Source organism: Anaerolinea thermophila (genome assembly GCF_020723905.1).
Classification (GTDB): Bacteria; Chloroflexota; Anaerolineae; order Anaerolineales; family Anaerolineaceae; genus Anaerolinea; species Anaerolinea thermophila_A.
Genome location: NZ_DYHZ01000005.1, coordinates 67,576 through 82,644, shown reverse-complemented (window position 1 = coordinate 82,644; position 15,069 = coordinate 67,576). Strand labels below are relative to the sequence as shown.

Genomic DNA, 15,069 nt, shown 5'->3' with positions numbered 1-15,069 from the left:
CACCTGCCTGTTTTCCTGAAATTGTATCACGCAGTTGCGGCTTTTCGGGCAGCCTTTGCTTCCATTTCTGCTTTTCGGGCGGCTTCTTCGCGGGCAAAGTTCTGCGGTCGAATCTGTGCGTAGTAACTCAGCGGTTTTCCCAATCTTTCTTTGTTGAAGATATGGTCGGTAAAGCGATTGTATGAGGCAATCTCATAATCATGATCCATTTTGATGGCATCAAAGGGACAATATTCTGCGCACAAGCCGCAATTCATGCAGATATCTACATCAATGTAAAATTCAGCCGGTGCGGGAATGGGCTTTCCCGTGTTGAGATCATTGGTGCGCACAATCCAGATACACTGAGGAGGGCAAACTTTTGCACAAATTCCACAGGAAGTACAGCGATAATTCTTTTGCCCATTTTCCCCTTCCTCATAAACCAGGAAGGGGATATAGCGAAATTCCTCTGGAACAGGATATTTTTCTTCGGGATACTGAATGGTAAAGGCTCCCTGGACATCCCCCTTTGTACGAGCCAGGATCCCTTCTGGAGAATAATATCGCCGTTTGCCTGTACGAATGTCCTCAATGTAGGTAAGGATGAAATGTTTAAAGGTCACCCAGAGACCTCGAACGATGCCCAGTCCGTTCATGAAAATCCTCCTAGCGATCCACTTCGCCCAGCACAATATCAATCGAACCTAAAATAACCACAATATCGGCAACTTTACCACCGCGCGCCATTTGTGCCAGACTGGTAAGGTTGACAAATGAAGGCGCCCGGACATGGTATCGCCATGGATTGGGTTTTCCGTTAGAAACGATGTAATACCCCAGTTCACCCTTTGGGCCTTCCACTCTGCCATAGGATTCGCCAGCAGGAACTCGAACCTGCCATTGCGGTTTGCCTGTCTGAACCGGTCCTTCGGGAATATCCCTCACCACCTGTTGGAGAATACGGATACTCTGGCGAATTTCTTCCAGACGTACGAGATAGCGGTCGTAAACATCGCCATGGTAACGGACCACCACATCAAAATCAAAACGGTCATAAATGCTATACGGGTCAGCGCGACGAATATCATATGGAACGCCAGAGGCTCTCAGAATGGGTCCGGTTGCCGAAAGCGCAATAGCCTGTTCCGCCGTCAAAACTCCAACGCCTTCCGTGCGAACTCTGACAATTTCATTGCGCGTCAGGTAACGGTCAAATTCATCAATCTTCCGCGGCAGGCGTTCAAAGACCAGCTCTTTAACTTTATCCAACACTCCCTCAGGGAGGTCACGCGCCACCCCGCCGAACCGGAAGTAATTGCACATCATGCGGGAACCCGATACGGCTTCAAAGATATCCAGAATCAGTTCACGTTCCTCGAGCGCATATAACGACGGAGTAAAATAAGCCCCTAAATCGTTTAGAAGGAATCCAATCGAAATCAGATGGCTCACAATTCTGGTCAGTTCAGCCATCATCACGCGGATATATTCCGCCCGTTCGGGGGGCTTAATTCCCATCAACCGTTCCACCGCCAGAGCGTATCCAAAGTTGTTGCTCATGGACGAAATATAATCCAGGCGATCGGTAAACGGCATGATTTGCAACCACGTACAGCGCTCACCAATTTTTTCATGGTTGCGATGAAGATACCCGAAGACTGGTTTTACATCCACAACGGTTTCGCCATCCAGCACAACCACCATACGAAAAACGCCATGAGTGGAAGGGTGCTGAGGGCCAAGGTTCACAATCATTCGGTCGGTATGAAGTTCGGAATCTGACCCTTCCATTATGGATTGATAAGTTTTATAGAGGACATCATCAGCCGTTTCTGGAGACCACGAATCTGGATCAAACCCCGCAGGATAATCTACGTTATCGTGTAATGGATGACGGTCTTCTGCCCGTTGAACATGACCCTCTGGCCAGCGGCTCTTATAGGGCTTTGCTTCTTCTTCAAAATACGGCTCTTTCCAGTCCTTCCGAAGCGGATGCCCGGCAAACCCTTCCCACATGAGAATGCGCCTCAGATCCGGATGCCCTTCAAAACGGATACCCAGCAAATCCCAAGCTTCTCGCTCTTGAAAATCTGCACCGGGCCAGATGGATACCACAGAGGGCACCACAGGATTCTGGCGATCCACCTGTACTTTGAAGTTCAGGACCGGTCCGCCGGTAGTTTGCAAAGCGTGGTAAACCACCTCCATCTTTCCTTCAGGGAGGTAATCTACCCCGGTGACGCTGGAAAGCAAATCATAGCCAAAACGGTCCCGGAGGGCATGGGCAAATTCCAGGAGATGCTCAGCAGGTACAATGTAGCCCTCAAAACCCGGACGCTCATCTTTTTTCAGCCATTCCGGAAAATGATCCAACAAATTGAGTTGGGTTCCTACAACGGGAGACTCAGCCATGATTACGCCTCCGTCTGCTCTTCAGTCGTTTGCTGGTTTCGTTTGCTCAGGGTATAAGCCCGGATTTCATCGTAACGACGCGGATCCATGAGGTCGGGTCCTAAAACCGGCACAGGAATTGCTGGTGCAGGTTCACGAGAATACCAGCGCGCAGTGCGTAACGATTCCCGTTCGACCTTCTTCTGCAACATCATTAATCCATTGATAAGCGCCTGCGGGGTAGGCGGACATCCCGGGATGTACACATCTACGGGGATGAACTTGTCAATTCCGGAGACCACGTTGTACCCTTCTTTAAACGGACCGCCTCCGGAAGCACATGCTCCCATTGCCACCACATACTTCGGCTCAGGCATCTGATTATACAGACGCACAATTTGGGGCACCATTTTTTTCGTCACCGTGCCTGAGACAATCATCACATCCGCCTGACGGGGACTGGGGCGCATAACTTCCATCCCAAAACGAGCGAAATCAAAACGTGATGCGGCAGTGGCGATCATTTCAATGGCACAACAAGCCAGACCAAACATCATGGGCCAGAGAGAATTTTTTCTCCCCCAGTTGTAAATACGGTCCAGGGTTGTTACCGCGACCTGTCCCTGCATTTCGGGGGGGATTTCATAACCGGGAATTTGCAGATCTTCATTTGCCATAACCTACTCCATTGTATCGGGCATCTTTGTTCATTGTAAACAGGATACTGGGGAGTGTCAAGCAGGATAATTTAATAAAAATTATTTTATTAAATTGCGTTATAATGTCTCTATGGCTGATTCCACAACCAGAGAAAAAATTCTGAACCTGTTTTTAAAATCACCTGTTCTGACTGCAAGGGAAATTTCCAGCCACACAGGGCTTTCACCTGTCGACATAAGGTATCATTTAAAGATTCTCTTGCAAGAAAATCGGATTGAAGAAATTCCTCCGGGTTTAAATTCGCCCGGTAAAGTTGGGCGCCCCCCCCAAAGATACCGCCTTGCTCCCACAAATCACCCGGAGAATACAGAAATGTTGATACTGGGTATTCTCAAACAAATTGTGCCTCAATGCCCTGAACCTCACATCTGGGAAAGCCTTGCCGGGCAGATCTTTCCCGAAAGTCCAGCATACCCCCTGCCCACAAAACTTCGTCGTGCTATGGAAGTTTTAGAGAAACTTCATTACGCCCCCCGGTGGGAAGCAACCCAGAACGGTCCCAGGATCATCCTCCGAAGTTGCCCATACGCCTCTTTATGGAAACACCATCCACAGATATGTGCGTTCGATCAAAAGATGCTCGAACGGCTGACAGGAATTTCCTACGGACAACATCAATGCATGCATCAAGGCACAGAAATCTCCTGTATCTTTCTCCCAAAAAAATAGCGAATGGGCAAAAGCGAATTTTCTAATCTTAACCATCTTGAATTTTAATCTTTTATCGTTTAAGATGAAAATGCCGAAGGAAAAATCCTTCGGATAAAGGGAGCCTCAAGAAATTCGATAAGCACTCTAAAAAGCCTCAGTCATAAACCGATTAGGTTTTGGGAGCGGACCGGATGCACAGCGGTACCGCAGTGAACAAAACTAGAGTAAAAGACTAGGCAAATTTGAAGAGAAGGCTGGACGGGTTACTTGAGGCCCCTTACTTTTTAATCTTTCCCAAACAAGATCGAAGGCTTCAAAATCCCGATATACGGCAGGTTTCTATACTGCTCATTAAAATCCAGCCCGTATCCCACCACAAAGTAATCAGGCACTTCAAAACCTATGTAACGGATGGGAATATTTACCAGTCTGCGGGGATTTTTATTTAAGAGGGTACATACCTCTAAACTTGCCGGATTGCGTGCTCGCAGGTTCCGTAGCAAGTAATGAAGGGTCAAACCGGTATCAACTACATCCTCCACAAACAAGACATGCCGATCCATCAATGGCAGATCTAAATCCTTGACGACGCGAACCACTCCCTTATCTCGCGATTCAGTCGAATAACTGGATACCGCAATAAAATCCACTTCTACAGGAATGCTCATTTCACGAATTAAGTCCGGTAAAAAGCACATCACCCCCTTAAGAACCCCTATCAGGATAGGATTTTTATCCTGATAGTCTACCGAGATTTGACGCGCCAGTTCTTTCACTCGCTCTCGAATCTGCTCCTCAGTGAACAGGACTTCCTGAATATCTTTTAACCATGTTTCTCTTTCCATAGGTTATTCATCCATCTCCTGTGCATCCGTTCCAATGATTCTCTCCACTTCTTCGCGCAGTCCAAATCGCAACATCATATTTCTCAATTCTCTTCTCTTAAAAAGTTTGATATTGATTTCAGGATACAGTTCCTTTAACCGTTTTAATTTGCGATTTTTCCTGGTGGTTAACCTTGGGCGAAGCGTAGTCAACTCAACAAACAAATTTTGTTCTGGTAGATAGAAATCTGGTGTAAAGGCTTCAAGCACATTCCCCTCGTCATCCCATTTCAACGGGAAAGTTCGCGGCTCGTATTCCCACTGGATTCCATAGAAATCCAGAATCCGCGCAAAAACCTCTTCAATTGGATGAACAAATTGGGGCGATTTTTTTTCAGAGTCCAAGGTGAAAATCTCCGGGAGACGATTCAGCCTCATGGTTTCTGACTAAGGATTCAATCAAATGCGCTGCACATCTGATATCAATGCGATGCGTGTTCAACACCAGATCATACAGGGTCGGATCATCAATATTGGCGTGATAAAACCGTTTCAGATAATCCTGCCTGAAACGATCACTGCGTTCAATCAGGATTCTTGCCTGCTCCGGGGGCATTTTTTGCTCTTCTGCAACCCGGGAAATCCTTACCTCTATGGGAGCAATGACGCGTATGTGAAAAACACGGGGATTATCTGCCAAAATGCACTGCCCCGCTCTGCCAATAATCACCACCCTGCCCTCCCTCACCAGTTCTTCCATGATTTGACGTACAGCACGATGATACGCCTGCAAATCTTCTTCTCTGGGTTTTATGCCCATAAAGCCAAATTCATCAATTGCCGCCAGAGCGACTTCAGGAACTCCCGCCCTCAACGCTGCCTGATTGATCACCTCTCGCCAGACCAACTTATACCCTAATAACTCAGCAGTGGCTTCCGCCACCTTCCTGCCCCAAGCCCCCATTTGCCGAGAGATTGTGATTGCATTCATAAATTTATTATACAAATAGTGAAGGGAAACAGATTCATGAAATATTCTTCTGGAAACGGGATAGTTTTTTTGTACTGATGTCAAACGGCGAAAATTTTTCATGGTAAAATCAAATAAAATGGTGTGCCCCTGTAGCTCAATGGACAGAGCACCTGCCTTCTAAGCAGTTGGCTGAGAGTTCGAATCTCTCCAGGGGCGCCTTTCTCCGGTCTTCCAGGGAGGAACAATGAAAGAACGGTACGGGTTGATCAAGTTTCAAGGGAAGGATACCCCTGTTATTGGTGAAGACATCCTTCCCGGACAAATCGCCCCTGAATTTCATGCAGTCACTCAAAACTGGGAATATATTGCTGTACTGGAAAGTACAAAAGGAAAAGTACGGGTCATTGCCGCCGTTCCGTCTCTTGAAACCTCAGTTTGTGACCGCGAAACCAGACGTTTCAATGAAGAAGCCGCCAAACTGAGTAAAGATATTGTTATCATTGTCATTTCTGCCGATTTGCCATTCACCCAGAAACGCTGGTGCGGCGCAGCCGGAATTGATCAGGTTCTGGTAGTATCCGATCATCGGGAAGTTGAATTTGGCACACGCTACGGATGTCTGATGAAGGAATACCGGATCCTACGGCGTGCAGTCTTTGTTGTAGATCGCAATGACAAAGTAACCTATGCAGAGTACATGGCAGCGCTGGGAGATGAACCCAATTACGAACAAGTTCTCGAAGCGGCACGTGCCGCTTTATAAAGAGGTGTTCTATGATTACAGTTGCCATGCGTCCCTCCTACTTAAAAAACGTATTCAATTCCGATAAACCCGACTATCTCATTGTAAACTGGCGGGTCACAGGACGTTCGCATATCTGGCGCCCCCCCACCGATTTGCTGGAAGTGGAAGATGCCTATCTGGTGCGAGTGGAAATTGCCGGTATGGACGAGAAACATTTCGAAATCAGTCTGGACCAGCAAACCCTGATCATTCAGGGTACCCGTCCGGACATCCCCGGTCAGAGAATTTACCATCAGATGGAAGTGAACTTTGGCGATTTCTTCTCCGCCGTTGAATTGCCGGGTCCGGTCGATCCCTCACAGGCAACCGCAGAATACCAAAATGGTTTTTTGCTGATTCGTTTGCCCAAACTTGCTGTAAAACATATTCGAATTGAGTAAAAATCTATGCCCGCATCACGATGGAACTCAACGCCTCTCGAACTCATCAAGTGGATGGAAGACGAAGAAAATCAAATCAAAGAAAATTTTGCGGATTTAATTCTGGAGTTCATGACCGAACAGCATAAAATCGACCCATCAAACGAAGAGCCAGAAGGCGAAAATTCCTCAACGGGTGCCCCCATTCCCAGCAATTTACCCATCCTGCCACTGCGCGGGCTGGTGGTTTATCCCCAAATTGCCGTTCCCCTGACCATCGGTCAACCCCGATCCATTCGACTGGTAGATGATGTTGTGATTGGGGAAAAACTCATCGGGCTGGTCACCTCAAAAAATCCCGAACTGGATAATCCGGGACCGGAAGACCTGTATTCATATGGCACCGTTGCAGTTGTTCACCGAATGTTCCGCGTCCCCGACGGCACCATTCGCCTGCTGGTACAGGGCATTCATCGGTTTATCCTGAAAGACTTTACCCAGATTGAGCCATACCTGAGAGCCAATATCGAACTGGCTCCCGAAACAGTTGAAGAGGGCCTTGAAGTTGAAGCCCTTGCTCGAAACGCCAGGGATCAGTTTAAACGGATTGCGGAATTGATCCCCTCATTTCCGAGAGAACTGGTAGCATCCATTGAAGCCATCGAAGATCCATTGCTCACGGTCTACACCATCGCCAACTTCCAGCGAATGGATCTGGAAGATGCGGAAGCCATCCTGGAACTCAATTCAGTCACTGAGAAGTTAAAGAAACTGACCACAATCCTCACCCGGGAAATTGAGGTGCTTGAACTCGGGCAAAAAATCCAGAATGAAGCCCGTTCGGAAATTGAAAAGGTTCAGCGGGAGTATTTCCTGCGGGAACAGATGAAAGCCATTCAACGCGAACTGGGCGAAATGGATGAACAGGCCGCTGAAGTGGAAGAATTTCGTCAAAAAATCGAGTCGGCTGGAATGCCTGAGGAAGCCTACAAACAAGCCCGCCGAGAACTTGACCGGTTGTCCCGGCTTCCCACGGCGGCAGCGGAATACGGGGTTATCCGAACCTATCTGGACTGGCTGGTTTCGCTCCCCTGGTCGAAACTGACCCAGGATAATCTGGATATTCCTCACGCCCGAAAAGTTCTGGAAGCAGACCATTACGGTCTGGAAGACGTAAAAGAGCGTATTCTGGAATTTTTAGCCGTTCGGAAACTCAGACTTGAACGTCAGACCGGAACGGCTGAAGAAACTCCCCCTACCGATTTTATTCGCAAACAACGCGAAGGGGTCATTTTGTGCTTTGTGGGTCCACCGGGGGTTGGAAAAACCTCACTGGGACAATCCATTGCGAGAGCACTGGGAAGAAAATTCGTCCGCATCTCTCTGGGCGGCGTGCGGGATGAAGCCGAGATTCGCGGTCACCGACGAACATACATTGGTGCCATGCCTGGAAGAATCATTCAGGCACTTCGGCGGGTAGAATCCCGAAACCCGGTTTTTATGCTGGATGAAATTGATAAACTCGGCACTGATTTTCGCGGAGATCCAGCCTCGGCTCTTCTGGAAGTGCTTGACCCCGAGCAAAACAATGATTTCCGAGATAATTACATTGAAGTGGGCTTTGACCTTTCCCAGGTAATGTTCATTACCACCGCCAACCAGTTAGAAACCATTCCTCCCCCTTTGCTTGACCGCATGGAGATCATCAGCATCTCGGGATACACAGAAGGGGAAAAAGTAGAAATTGCAAAACAATATCTGGTTCCTCGCCAGTTGAAAGAAAACGGTTTGAAGCCAGATGAAGCCAGATTTTCAGATGAAGCCCTGCGAACCATCATTCGCACTTACACGCGGGAGGCGGGGGTAAGAAACCTTGAGCGGGAGATTGGCAGCGTCTTGCGGAAGATCGCCACACGCATCACAGAGCAAAAGCAGGTATCTCCCGAAATTACCCCGGAGATTGTCCGCGAATTGCTCGGGCAACCGCGCTATCGTACCAACGACGAGATTAATATCCGCACCTCACAACCGGGGGTTGCCATCGGATTGGCGTGGACGCCGGTAGGGGGGGATATTTTATTCGTTGAAGCCACCCGAATGCCCGGAGCCAAAGGGTTCATAGTCACCGGATCCATTGGAAATGTCATGCAAGAATCGGCACGTGCCGCTCTTTCCTTAGTCCGGGCGAGAGCAGAAAAATATCAGATTCCGGTGGACTTCTTTGAAAAATCGGATATTCACGTCCATGTACCGGCAGGCGCCCAACCCAAGGATGGTCCCTCTGCAGGCGTAACCATTGCAACTGCTCTGGTTTCTTTATTGACCAACCGTCCGGTCAAATCGGATATTGGAATGACAGGAGAAATCACCTTGCGAGGGCAAATTCTTCCCGTGGGGGGAATTAAAGAAAAGGTTCTGGCAGCGCATCGAGCGGGATTGAAAACTGTCATCCTTCCCAAATTGAATCAACCGGATCTGGAAAAATTACCTGAAGAGGTTAAGAAGAGCATGCAGTTTGTGCTGGTTGATGAAATAGACGAAGTACTGGAAACGGCGCTTGAACCAGCCGGGAAAGTGTCAGAAGAAACACCTCAACAGAAAAAGCCGCGGAAAGGGAAAAAAAAGCAACCATGAAAATCATGCTGGTGGATGATGATCGAACCATGCAGGCTATTTTGAAAACCTTGCTGGAACTGGATCATCATCAAGTCATTATCTGGGATGGTATTTCTGAGAGCGATACCCTCTCGCAAATTCAGAGAGAAATGCCCGAACTACTGATTCTGGACTACTACTTGAGGGATAAGAACGGCACTGAAATTGTCAAAGAGATAAGACAAAATCCCGTAACCAGAAATATCCGCGTCATCATGACTTCCGGACAATATCTTAAAGAGGAATGTCTTGAAGCCGGAGCAGATGCATTCCTGCTCAAGCCTTATATGCCCGATGACCTGCTGAGTTTGATTCACCAGGTTCAGCCCCATGAGTAATCCAGGCATTCGCGTCAGTATCCTTACCATCTCTGACCGATCCTTTCGGGGAGAAAGAGAAGATTTATCCGGTCCAGCGCTGGTTAAAGCCATTCAACAATTGGGCTGGAATGTGGTGCAAACTGGACTGGTTCCGGATGAAAAAGAGATGATTTCCAACTGGTTAATCCAGGCATGCGATTCTGGTAAAACTGACCTGGTTTTAACCACAGGTGGGACTGGATTTGCTCCAAGAGACGTGACTCCTGAGGCAACCCGCGCTATTCTTGAGCGCGAGGCTCCCGGAATTGCTGAAGCCATGCGACAGAAAAGCCTGCAAATAACCCCTCACGCCATGCTTTCCCGGGCAATTGCAGGAATCCGAAAACGCACCCTCATCATCAACTTACCCGGAAGTCCAAAAGCAGCCGTTGAGAATCTACAAACCGTTGCCGCTGTTATTCCTCATGCTGTAGAATTACTTCAGGAAAGTCCAGATGCAGAAAAGGGACATACCCTTTCTTCATCCTGATATATAAAAGGAGGATTGATCTATGCCTGAGTTTTCTACCGTGGAGAAAAACGGACATTTTCGTCATATCGTCCAGTTAAAACCGGGAGAGAGGGTCTCGCTTTGTCGTTGTTATGGGTCTAAAAATTTCCCGTTTTGTGATGGCACCCACAATCAAATCCATAGCAATGTAGGACCCGCGGTAATCGAAGTTCCTGCAACATCCGAAGAAAAGGGTGAGGAAACTCAATCTTCTCGATAATAAGAGGGTGTTTTCATTTCTAACGCTTCGGTGAGTGGTTCGTTATTCCTGATACGCAGAACCGGAACGTTTCTCAAGCAGACCCGATCTATAAATTCTTCACTGGAAAAATTCGCTCCAAAGGTATGTGCGTCAATATGAACCAAAACGGGTTTCATGCGACGCACCAGGAGCGTGTCAATGGTTAAATCCATTGAAGGGTGAATAGACGGTGTGACGAGGACAATTGTGCTGGCACGGGGAATTTGCGTGGCTTCCGCTTCCACCACAGCCAGAAGGGGTAAATTTCCATTCGGTTTCAAGAAAGCCAGTGTCTCTAGAATTTTGTTCAGCTGTCTTTCCCCACGCTCTGCCGGCAAAACCACAAATGCCTGTCCTGCGCAGATAAATCCAACCGACCTTCCCTGCTTGAGATAATAAGCCCCTATCGAGCCCGCCGCGCTAACGCCATACTCAAATGTATCCTGTGGAAGATTGAATGCTAACTCGGTTTTTCTCAACCAGATATGATCAATCCGGGGAGGAACAACGTTCTCAGAAAGAGAAAAGTGCACTCTGGATTCTGCATCCAAAATAATCCACACGTCAGCCTGGGGATCCTGTTCGAATTCCTTAACCATTAAACGATTTTTTCGGGCAGAAGTAGGCCAGTGAATAGATCTCAAAGCATCCCCGGGAAGGTATTCTCTGACTCCCGCTGCCTGGGGGGTGACTTCAGTAGCCTTTTGCAGAATCGCCTTTCCGCCCGGAAATTGCCCAAGGGGGGATGGAAAGCGATGGAGGTTTGCCACAAAGGGCAGGACAATCAATTCCTGAGTTCCGGGTATTTCTACCACTTTTCGAAAAATCCCCAGCGGATCTCCTGAGGAAATTCGCGTCGGTCCTAACCGAAACGCTCCCCGTTGATTCAGCAATGTGTAAGCCACATAGGTTCTTTGTTGCCGAGGACCCATTAAGGATAAAACCCTGGAACCTGATGCCCCGGGCAACTCCGATTCATCCAGAATTTCCAGCCACAGGCGCACAACCGGCAGGCGATTGATGACACGAAAACGTTCTTCAAAAATCTGCCCTACCTGATGACGCAATACTCGAGCCTCACGGCGGACAACTATACCCACCAGAGAAAACTGAGCCCAGAGCCAGCCTAACACAATAGCGCCTCCGCTGATGGCAGCAATCCGGGTAAAGATACGAATTGTGGTCTGATTCTGTAAGGACGCAGGAACAGGGAAAATCCCGCTGGGAATGAGGTACCCTCCCAGCAAAGCAAACAAAAACACACCCAAAATAACCCAAAACGTTTTTCGTAGAACCAACATCAGGACTTACTCATTAAACCACCCGGAACAGGAAGTGCAGAGACGATTTCATTGACAATTTGACTGGAAGTCAGATTCTTCAAACGTGCGGCTGGATTAATGACTATTCGATGAGCCAGAATACTCTCAGCCAGGGCTTTCACATCATCAGGTAACACATAATCTCTGCCCTGCATCGCAGCCCGGACCTGGCTGGCTCTTGCCAAACCTAAACTTCCTCTCGGACTGGCTCCCAGGTACACGTCATCGTTCTCTCGGGTTGCCCGGCTGAGTTCTACAATATAACGCTTAACTGCCGGGGAGATAAAGACGGATTTCACCGCTTCCTGCATCTCCAACAATTCGTCTTGAGAAAGCACCGGCTCAAGAGTTTGAATGGGATGCTGGTACTGTTGTTCTCCAAGAATCTTGATTTCGTCCTCCAGCGCTGGGTATCCCAAACGGATCCGCAACAAAAAGCGATCCAGTTGTGCCTCAGGGAGAGGGAATGTTCCCTCATACTCAATAGGATTTTGTGTTGCCATGACCAGAAACGGCATTGGGAGAGGATGCGTCACCCCATCCACCGTAACCTGGCGCTCTTCCATGGCTTCCAGCAATGCCGATTGCGTTTTAGGCGTTGCACGATTAATTTCATCGGCAAGAACAATTTGAGCCATGATTGGACCGGGACGATACTCGAAATTACGAGTAACCTGATTAAAAATCGAAACGCCGGTAATGTCACTGGGAAGCATGTCAGGAGTAAATTGAAGGCGATTAAAGGAACATCCTAAAGATTTTGCCAGACTCCTCGCCAGCATCGTTTTTCCCACGCCAGGAACATCTTCAATTAAGATATGTCCCTGACTGAGTAATCCAATAAGAGTCAGTTCCAGAACATGGCGTTTCCCAACAATGACACGTTCCAGATTCTGGAGGATTTTCTCACTCAATTTTTGAACATCGGCTACAGTCATGCTGATTTTTTCCATGCGTCTTTATCCTTTTTTACGCGGTTGAACCGATCAAACGCTCTCAGGGTGAAAATACCCAGGAGAATTAAACCCAGTATACTCAACAATGCTCCAATTCGGAATGACAGAGGGTTATATATGAGACGAATGGAAGCACCTTGCCTGGGCGAATACACTGCCATGAAGGCATAGTTTGCCCGATAAATGGGTACCGGTTGCTCATCCACATACGCCTGCCAGCCCGGAAAGACAATTTGAGCAAAATACAGCCATCCTTCCTCTGGTGAAACAACCACAATTTGGGAAGAACGCAGTTGCGCATCCAGAAGAAGCATATCCTCATCAGCACAAGATTCCCCAGGGATTGCTTCAAGGAGCAGGGGCCCTTTCACGGCTTTCCTCTCAACCAAATAATCCATCACTTGATGGACATCTTCAACTCCCCTTTGAGCACACGCAAACCAAGCAACCTCAATCGGCTTCGAAACCGGATCAAAACGGACTCCTATCGGAGAGGAGCCATCCAGTTTTTCCCACACAGACACTCCCATCCAGGGTAAAACAAGAGATATTTCTTCTTCACTGCGTTGATTCAGAGCATCCATCCAGTCGGCAAAGCGTCGAGGAACGAAGGGATCAAAATTAACCGCTGAGGAAATCCGATTATAAAGGTTGGTATTGGGTAAAAGAACACTTCTGAGATGGTGCCATGGTTCCACTGCACGATAATCCTGAAAACGAAAAAAACGTCTGAATTTCAAGAAATATTCCTCTGCATCAGAGAGAAACACTCGACCAGAAAAAGCCTTTTGCTGTAATAATCTTTCGGAAGAAGTGGTTTCGGAATAAAAAGCAGTCGAAACCACCGGATTCAGGTTCCAACCAGCCAAAAGCAAATCGGCTCCAACCGCCAAAACCACCAGATATTGCCAGAACAATAAACCATCCTTTTTCTCAAACCATGGAATGATCAGGGTCAGACCTCCCGCAAGAAGTGCCCACCATCCCATCACGGCTGTACTCAGAATAAAGGTCGAACGAATATTTTGGAAAACCAGCGAAGCCAATCCAGCGCCCAGAGTGATGGCAAACGCTCCTGCGGTTCCAAGACGTAACCAGTACAATCCTCTTCCTGAAGGATGATGCCATGAATCAATTCCCGCAGAAGCCAGAATAATCAATAAAAACACTACCAGAATCATCCACCGTGCCGGCGCCTGGAATAAATTGAAAGAGGGGACATGGTGATAGAGGAACGGGAAAACCGGGGTGTTTTTTCCCATTGCTAGGATAAAGAATACAGCCACTCCAAGCCATAATCCCAGGGTTTGTCTTCGTGTCAACCATGGATGAGCATATCGGCGACCAAACACCCCTCTTAAGGTAGTGAAAGCCATACCCAGAGGGATTAAACCAAGATAAGCCGCATCTTCCCAGTAAGTTGCATACCCCCAGTAATTGCCAGTGCCAGGGTTACCGAATAAATCGGGAGCCAGCAGGGTCAATAATCGCCAGGGCCAGTAGGAATAAACAACCGCTTCCTCAAATCCATATTCACTTGCCCGCTGAGAATGCAATAAATATTCTGCGGTTGGAAGCAACTGAACGGCACTAATCATCCCTGCCAGGACTCCGGCGCAAGCCAATAAAACCAGCCATCGGATAAGGCCATGCCACCTGGCAGTCGAAAAAGACCTCACAATGCCCCAAATTCCTGTAAATACAAGGGTGTACCAGGATAACTGTGCATGCCCTGCCAGCCACTGGAAGGAGAAAAGCACCGCCAAACCAGGTAGCCAACGGACAAGCATCGGAAATACACCTGCCTTAATTTCTTCTGTTGAAAAAAACCGCTCACAATATCCCACAATCCACGGGAGCCAGGAAGCAACCCAGATCATGCTGAAAAACTCTAACCTTCCAACCAGGTACCCCCCTAAAGCATAAGCCATCCCGCCAATTACCTGTGCAAATGGACTGGCACCCCGTTGCCTGAGAAAGAAAAGCATTCCCCACCCGCCCCAAACCAGATGAAGCATCGCCAGAAAAGTAAAACCCCAAGCCAGACCTTCTGTTTTCCAGATGAAATAGAAAAGAAATAAAATCCAGTTTGGGGGGTAAAAGAAAGCCGTTTGATAATTAGCCAGTAAAGGAGCCCCCATGCCATTAAAGGCATTCCACAGGGGAACAACCCCATCCTGCATCTGTCGCAACCCTTCCAGCCACCATGGAACAAATTGTAAAGACGGCGTTCCCCAGAACAGGACTTTTCCCTGAATCAAAAAACGCCCCACCAGAATCAGAGGACCCACGGCAATCAGGGCCAGACGAAACACAGAGG

At 48.1% G+C, this 15,069-nt stretch carries 16 protein-coding genes, 1 tRNA gene and 1 pseudogene; 8 read left to right on the top strand and 10 right to left on the bottom strand.

Annotated features, from left to right (window positions below):
• Positions 1 to 26 precede the first annotated feature (26 nt).
• The 4 genes and pseudogenes from LHF31_RS08845 to LHF31_RS08835 form a co-directional block, all read right to left on the bottom strand.
• On the bottom strand, positions 27 to 638 hold the full coding sequence (locus LHF31_RS08845; RefSeq protein ID WP_298008740.1) for a 4Fe-4S binding protein: 612 nt from the start codon (positions 636 to 638) through the stop codon (positions 27 to 29).
• 10 nt (positions 639 to 648) lie between these two features.
• A complete protein-coding gene (locus LHF31_RS14650) occupies positions 649 to 1,737 on the bottom strand; it encodes an NADH-quinone oxidoreductase subunit D (RefSeq protein WP_363324788.1) in 1,089 nt (362 codons plus the stop codon).
• A 228-nt stretch (positions 1,738 to 1,965) separates the two neighbouring features.
• A pseudogene (locus LHF31_RS14645) lies at positions 1,966 to 2,394 on the bottom strand (NADH-quinone oxidoreductase subunit C); the annotation flags it as partial.
• Between the two features lie 2 nt (positions 2,395 to 2,396).
• A complete protein-coding gene (locus tag LHF31_RS08835) occupies positions 2,397 to 3,050 on the bottom strand; it encodes an NADH-quinone oxidoreductase subunit NuoB (RefSeq protein WP_333657037.1) in 654 nt (217 codons plus the stop codon).
• A gap of 112 nt (positions 3,051 to 3,162) precedes the next feature.
• On the opposite strand from LHF31_RS08835, the gene LHF31_RS14640 reads away from it, so the two are divergent.
• The gene (locus LHF31_RS14640; RefSeq protein WP_363324787.1) at positions 3,163 to 3,762 is read left to right on the top strand and encodes an ArsR family transcriptional regulator; all 600 of its coding nucleotides are present in this window, start codon (positions 3,163 to 3,165) and stop codon (positions 3,760 to 3,762) included.
• 266 nt (positions 3,763 to 4,028) lie between these two features.
• On the opposite strand, the gene hpt is transcribed toward LHF31_RS14640, so the two are convergent.
• The 3 genes from hpt to LHF31_RS08820 are packed head-to-tail and all read right to left on the bottom strand — an operon-like array spanning position 4,029 to position 5,559.
• Positions 4,029 to 4,589: a hypoxanthine phosphoribosyltransferase gene (gene hpt, locus LHF31_RS08830; RefSeq protein WP_298008734.1), complete on the bottom strand. Its 561-nt coding sequence runs from the start codon at positions 4,587 to 4,589 to the stop codon at positions 4,029 to 4,031.
• A 3-nt stretch (positions 4,590 to 4,592) separates the two neighbouring features.
• Complete coding sequence (locus LHF31_RS08825; RefSeq protein ID WP_298008731.1) at positions 4,593 to 4,973, bottom strand: hypothetical protein; 381 nt, start codon at positions 4,971 to 4,973, stop codon at positions 4,593 to 4,595.
• The gene (locus LHF31_RS08820; protein WP_298008728.1) at positions 4,963 to 5,559 is read right to left on the bottom strand and encodes an AAA family ATPase; all 597 of its coding nucleotides are present in this window, start codon (positions 5,557 to 5,559) and stop codon (positions 4,963 to 4,965) included. The genes LHF31_RS08825 and LHF31_RS08820 overlap by 11 nt, the downstream gene beginning before the upstream one ends.
• A gap of 125 nt (positions 5,560 to 5,684) precedes the next feature.
• Here LHF31_RS08820 and LHF31_RS08815 point away from each other — a divergent pair.
• From LHF31_RS08815 to LHF31_RS14635, 7 genes are all read left to right on the top strand, one after another.
• Positions 5,685 to 5,757 (top strand) — tRNA-Arg (locus LHF31_RS08815).
• Positions 5,758 to 5,785: 28 nt separating this feature from the next.
• Positions 5,786 to 6,304, top strand: coding sequence for a thiol peroxidase (tpx, locus tag LHF31_RS08810; RefSeq protein ID WP_298008726.1), 519 nt, complete (start codon positions 5,786 to 5,788; stop codon positions 6,302 to 6,304).
• Positions 6,305 to 6,315: 11 nt separating this feature from the next.
• The gene (locus LHF31_RS08805; RefSeq protein ID WP_298008723.1) at positions 6,316 to 6,726 is read left to right on the top strand and encodes an Hsp20/alpha crystallin family protein; all 411 of its coding nucleotides are present in this window, start codon (positions 6,316 to 6,318) and stop codon (positions 6,724 to 6,726) included.
• A gap of 6 nt (positions 6,727 to 6,732) precedes the next feature.
• Positions 6,733 to 9,339: an endopeptidase La gene (lon, locus tag LHF31_RS08800; protein ID WP_298008720.1), complete on the top strand. Its 2,607-nt coding sequence runs from the start codon at positions 6,733 to 6,735 to the stop codon at positions 9,337 to 9,339.
• On the top strand, positions 9,336 to 9,698 hold the full coding sequence (locus LHF31_RS08795; RefSeq protein ID WP_298008717.1) for a PleD family two-component system response regulator: 363 nt from the start codon (positions 9,336 to 9,338) through the stop codon (positions 9,696 to 9,698). Before lon ends, LHF31_RS08795 begins: the two co-directional genes overlap by 4 nt.
• A complete protein-coding gene (gene mog / locus LHF31_RS08790; protein ID WP_298008714.1) occupies positions 9,691 to 10,209 on the top strand; it encodes a molybdopterin adenylyltransferase in 519 nt (172 codons plus the stop codon). The genes LHF31_RS08795 and mog overlap by 8 nt, the downstream gene beginning before the upstream one ends.
• A 22-nt stretch (positions 10,210 to 10,231) precedes the next feature.
• On the top strand, positions 10,232 to 10,450 hold the full coding sequence (locus LHF31_RS14635) for a CDGSH iron-sulfur domain-containing protein (protein ID WP_363324786.1): 219 nt from the start codon (positions 10,232 to 10,234) through the stop codon (positions 10,448 to 10,450).
• Here the strand turns inward: LHF31_RS14635 and LHF31_RS08785 are convergent.
• The 3 genes from LHF31_RS08785 to LHF31_RS08775 are packed head-to-tail and all read right to left on the bottom strand — an operon-like array spanning position 10,435 to position 15,064.
• Complete coding sequence (locus LHF31_RS08785; RefSeq protein WP_298008711.1) at positions 10,435 to 11,772, bottom strand: DUF58 domain-containing protein; 1,338 nt, start codon at positions 11,770 to 11,772, stop codon at positions 10,435 to 10,437. The genes LHF31_RS14635 and LHF31_RS08785 overlap by 16 nt on opposite strands.
• Positions 11,772 to 12,746 (bottom strand): MoxR family ATPase, encoded by a 975-nt coding sequence (locus tag LHF31_RS08780; protein ID WP_298008708.1) that lies wholly within the window; start codon positions 12,744 to 12,746, stop codon positions 11,772 to 11,774. The genes LHF31_RS08785 and LHF31_RS08780 overlap by 1 nt, the downstream gene beginning before the upstream one ends.
• Positions 12,728 to 15,064: a YfhO family protein gene (locus LHF31_RS08775; RefSeq protein ID WP_298008705.1), complete on the bottom strand. Its 2,337-nt coding sequence runs from the start codon at positions 15,062 to 15,064 to the stop codon at positions 12,728 to 12,730. The genes LHF31_RS08780 and LHF31_RS08775 overlap by 19 nt, the downstream gene beginning before the upstream one ends.
• Positions 15,065 to 15,069 lie beyond the last annotated feature (5 nt).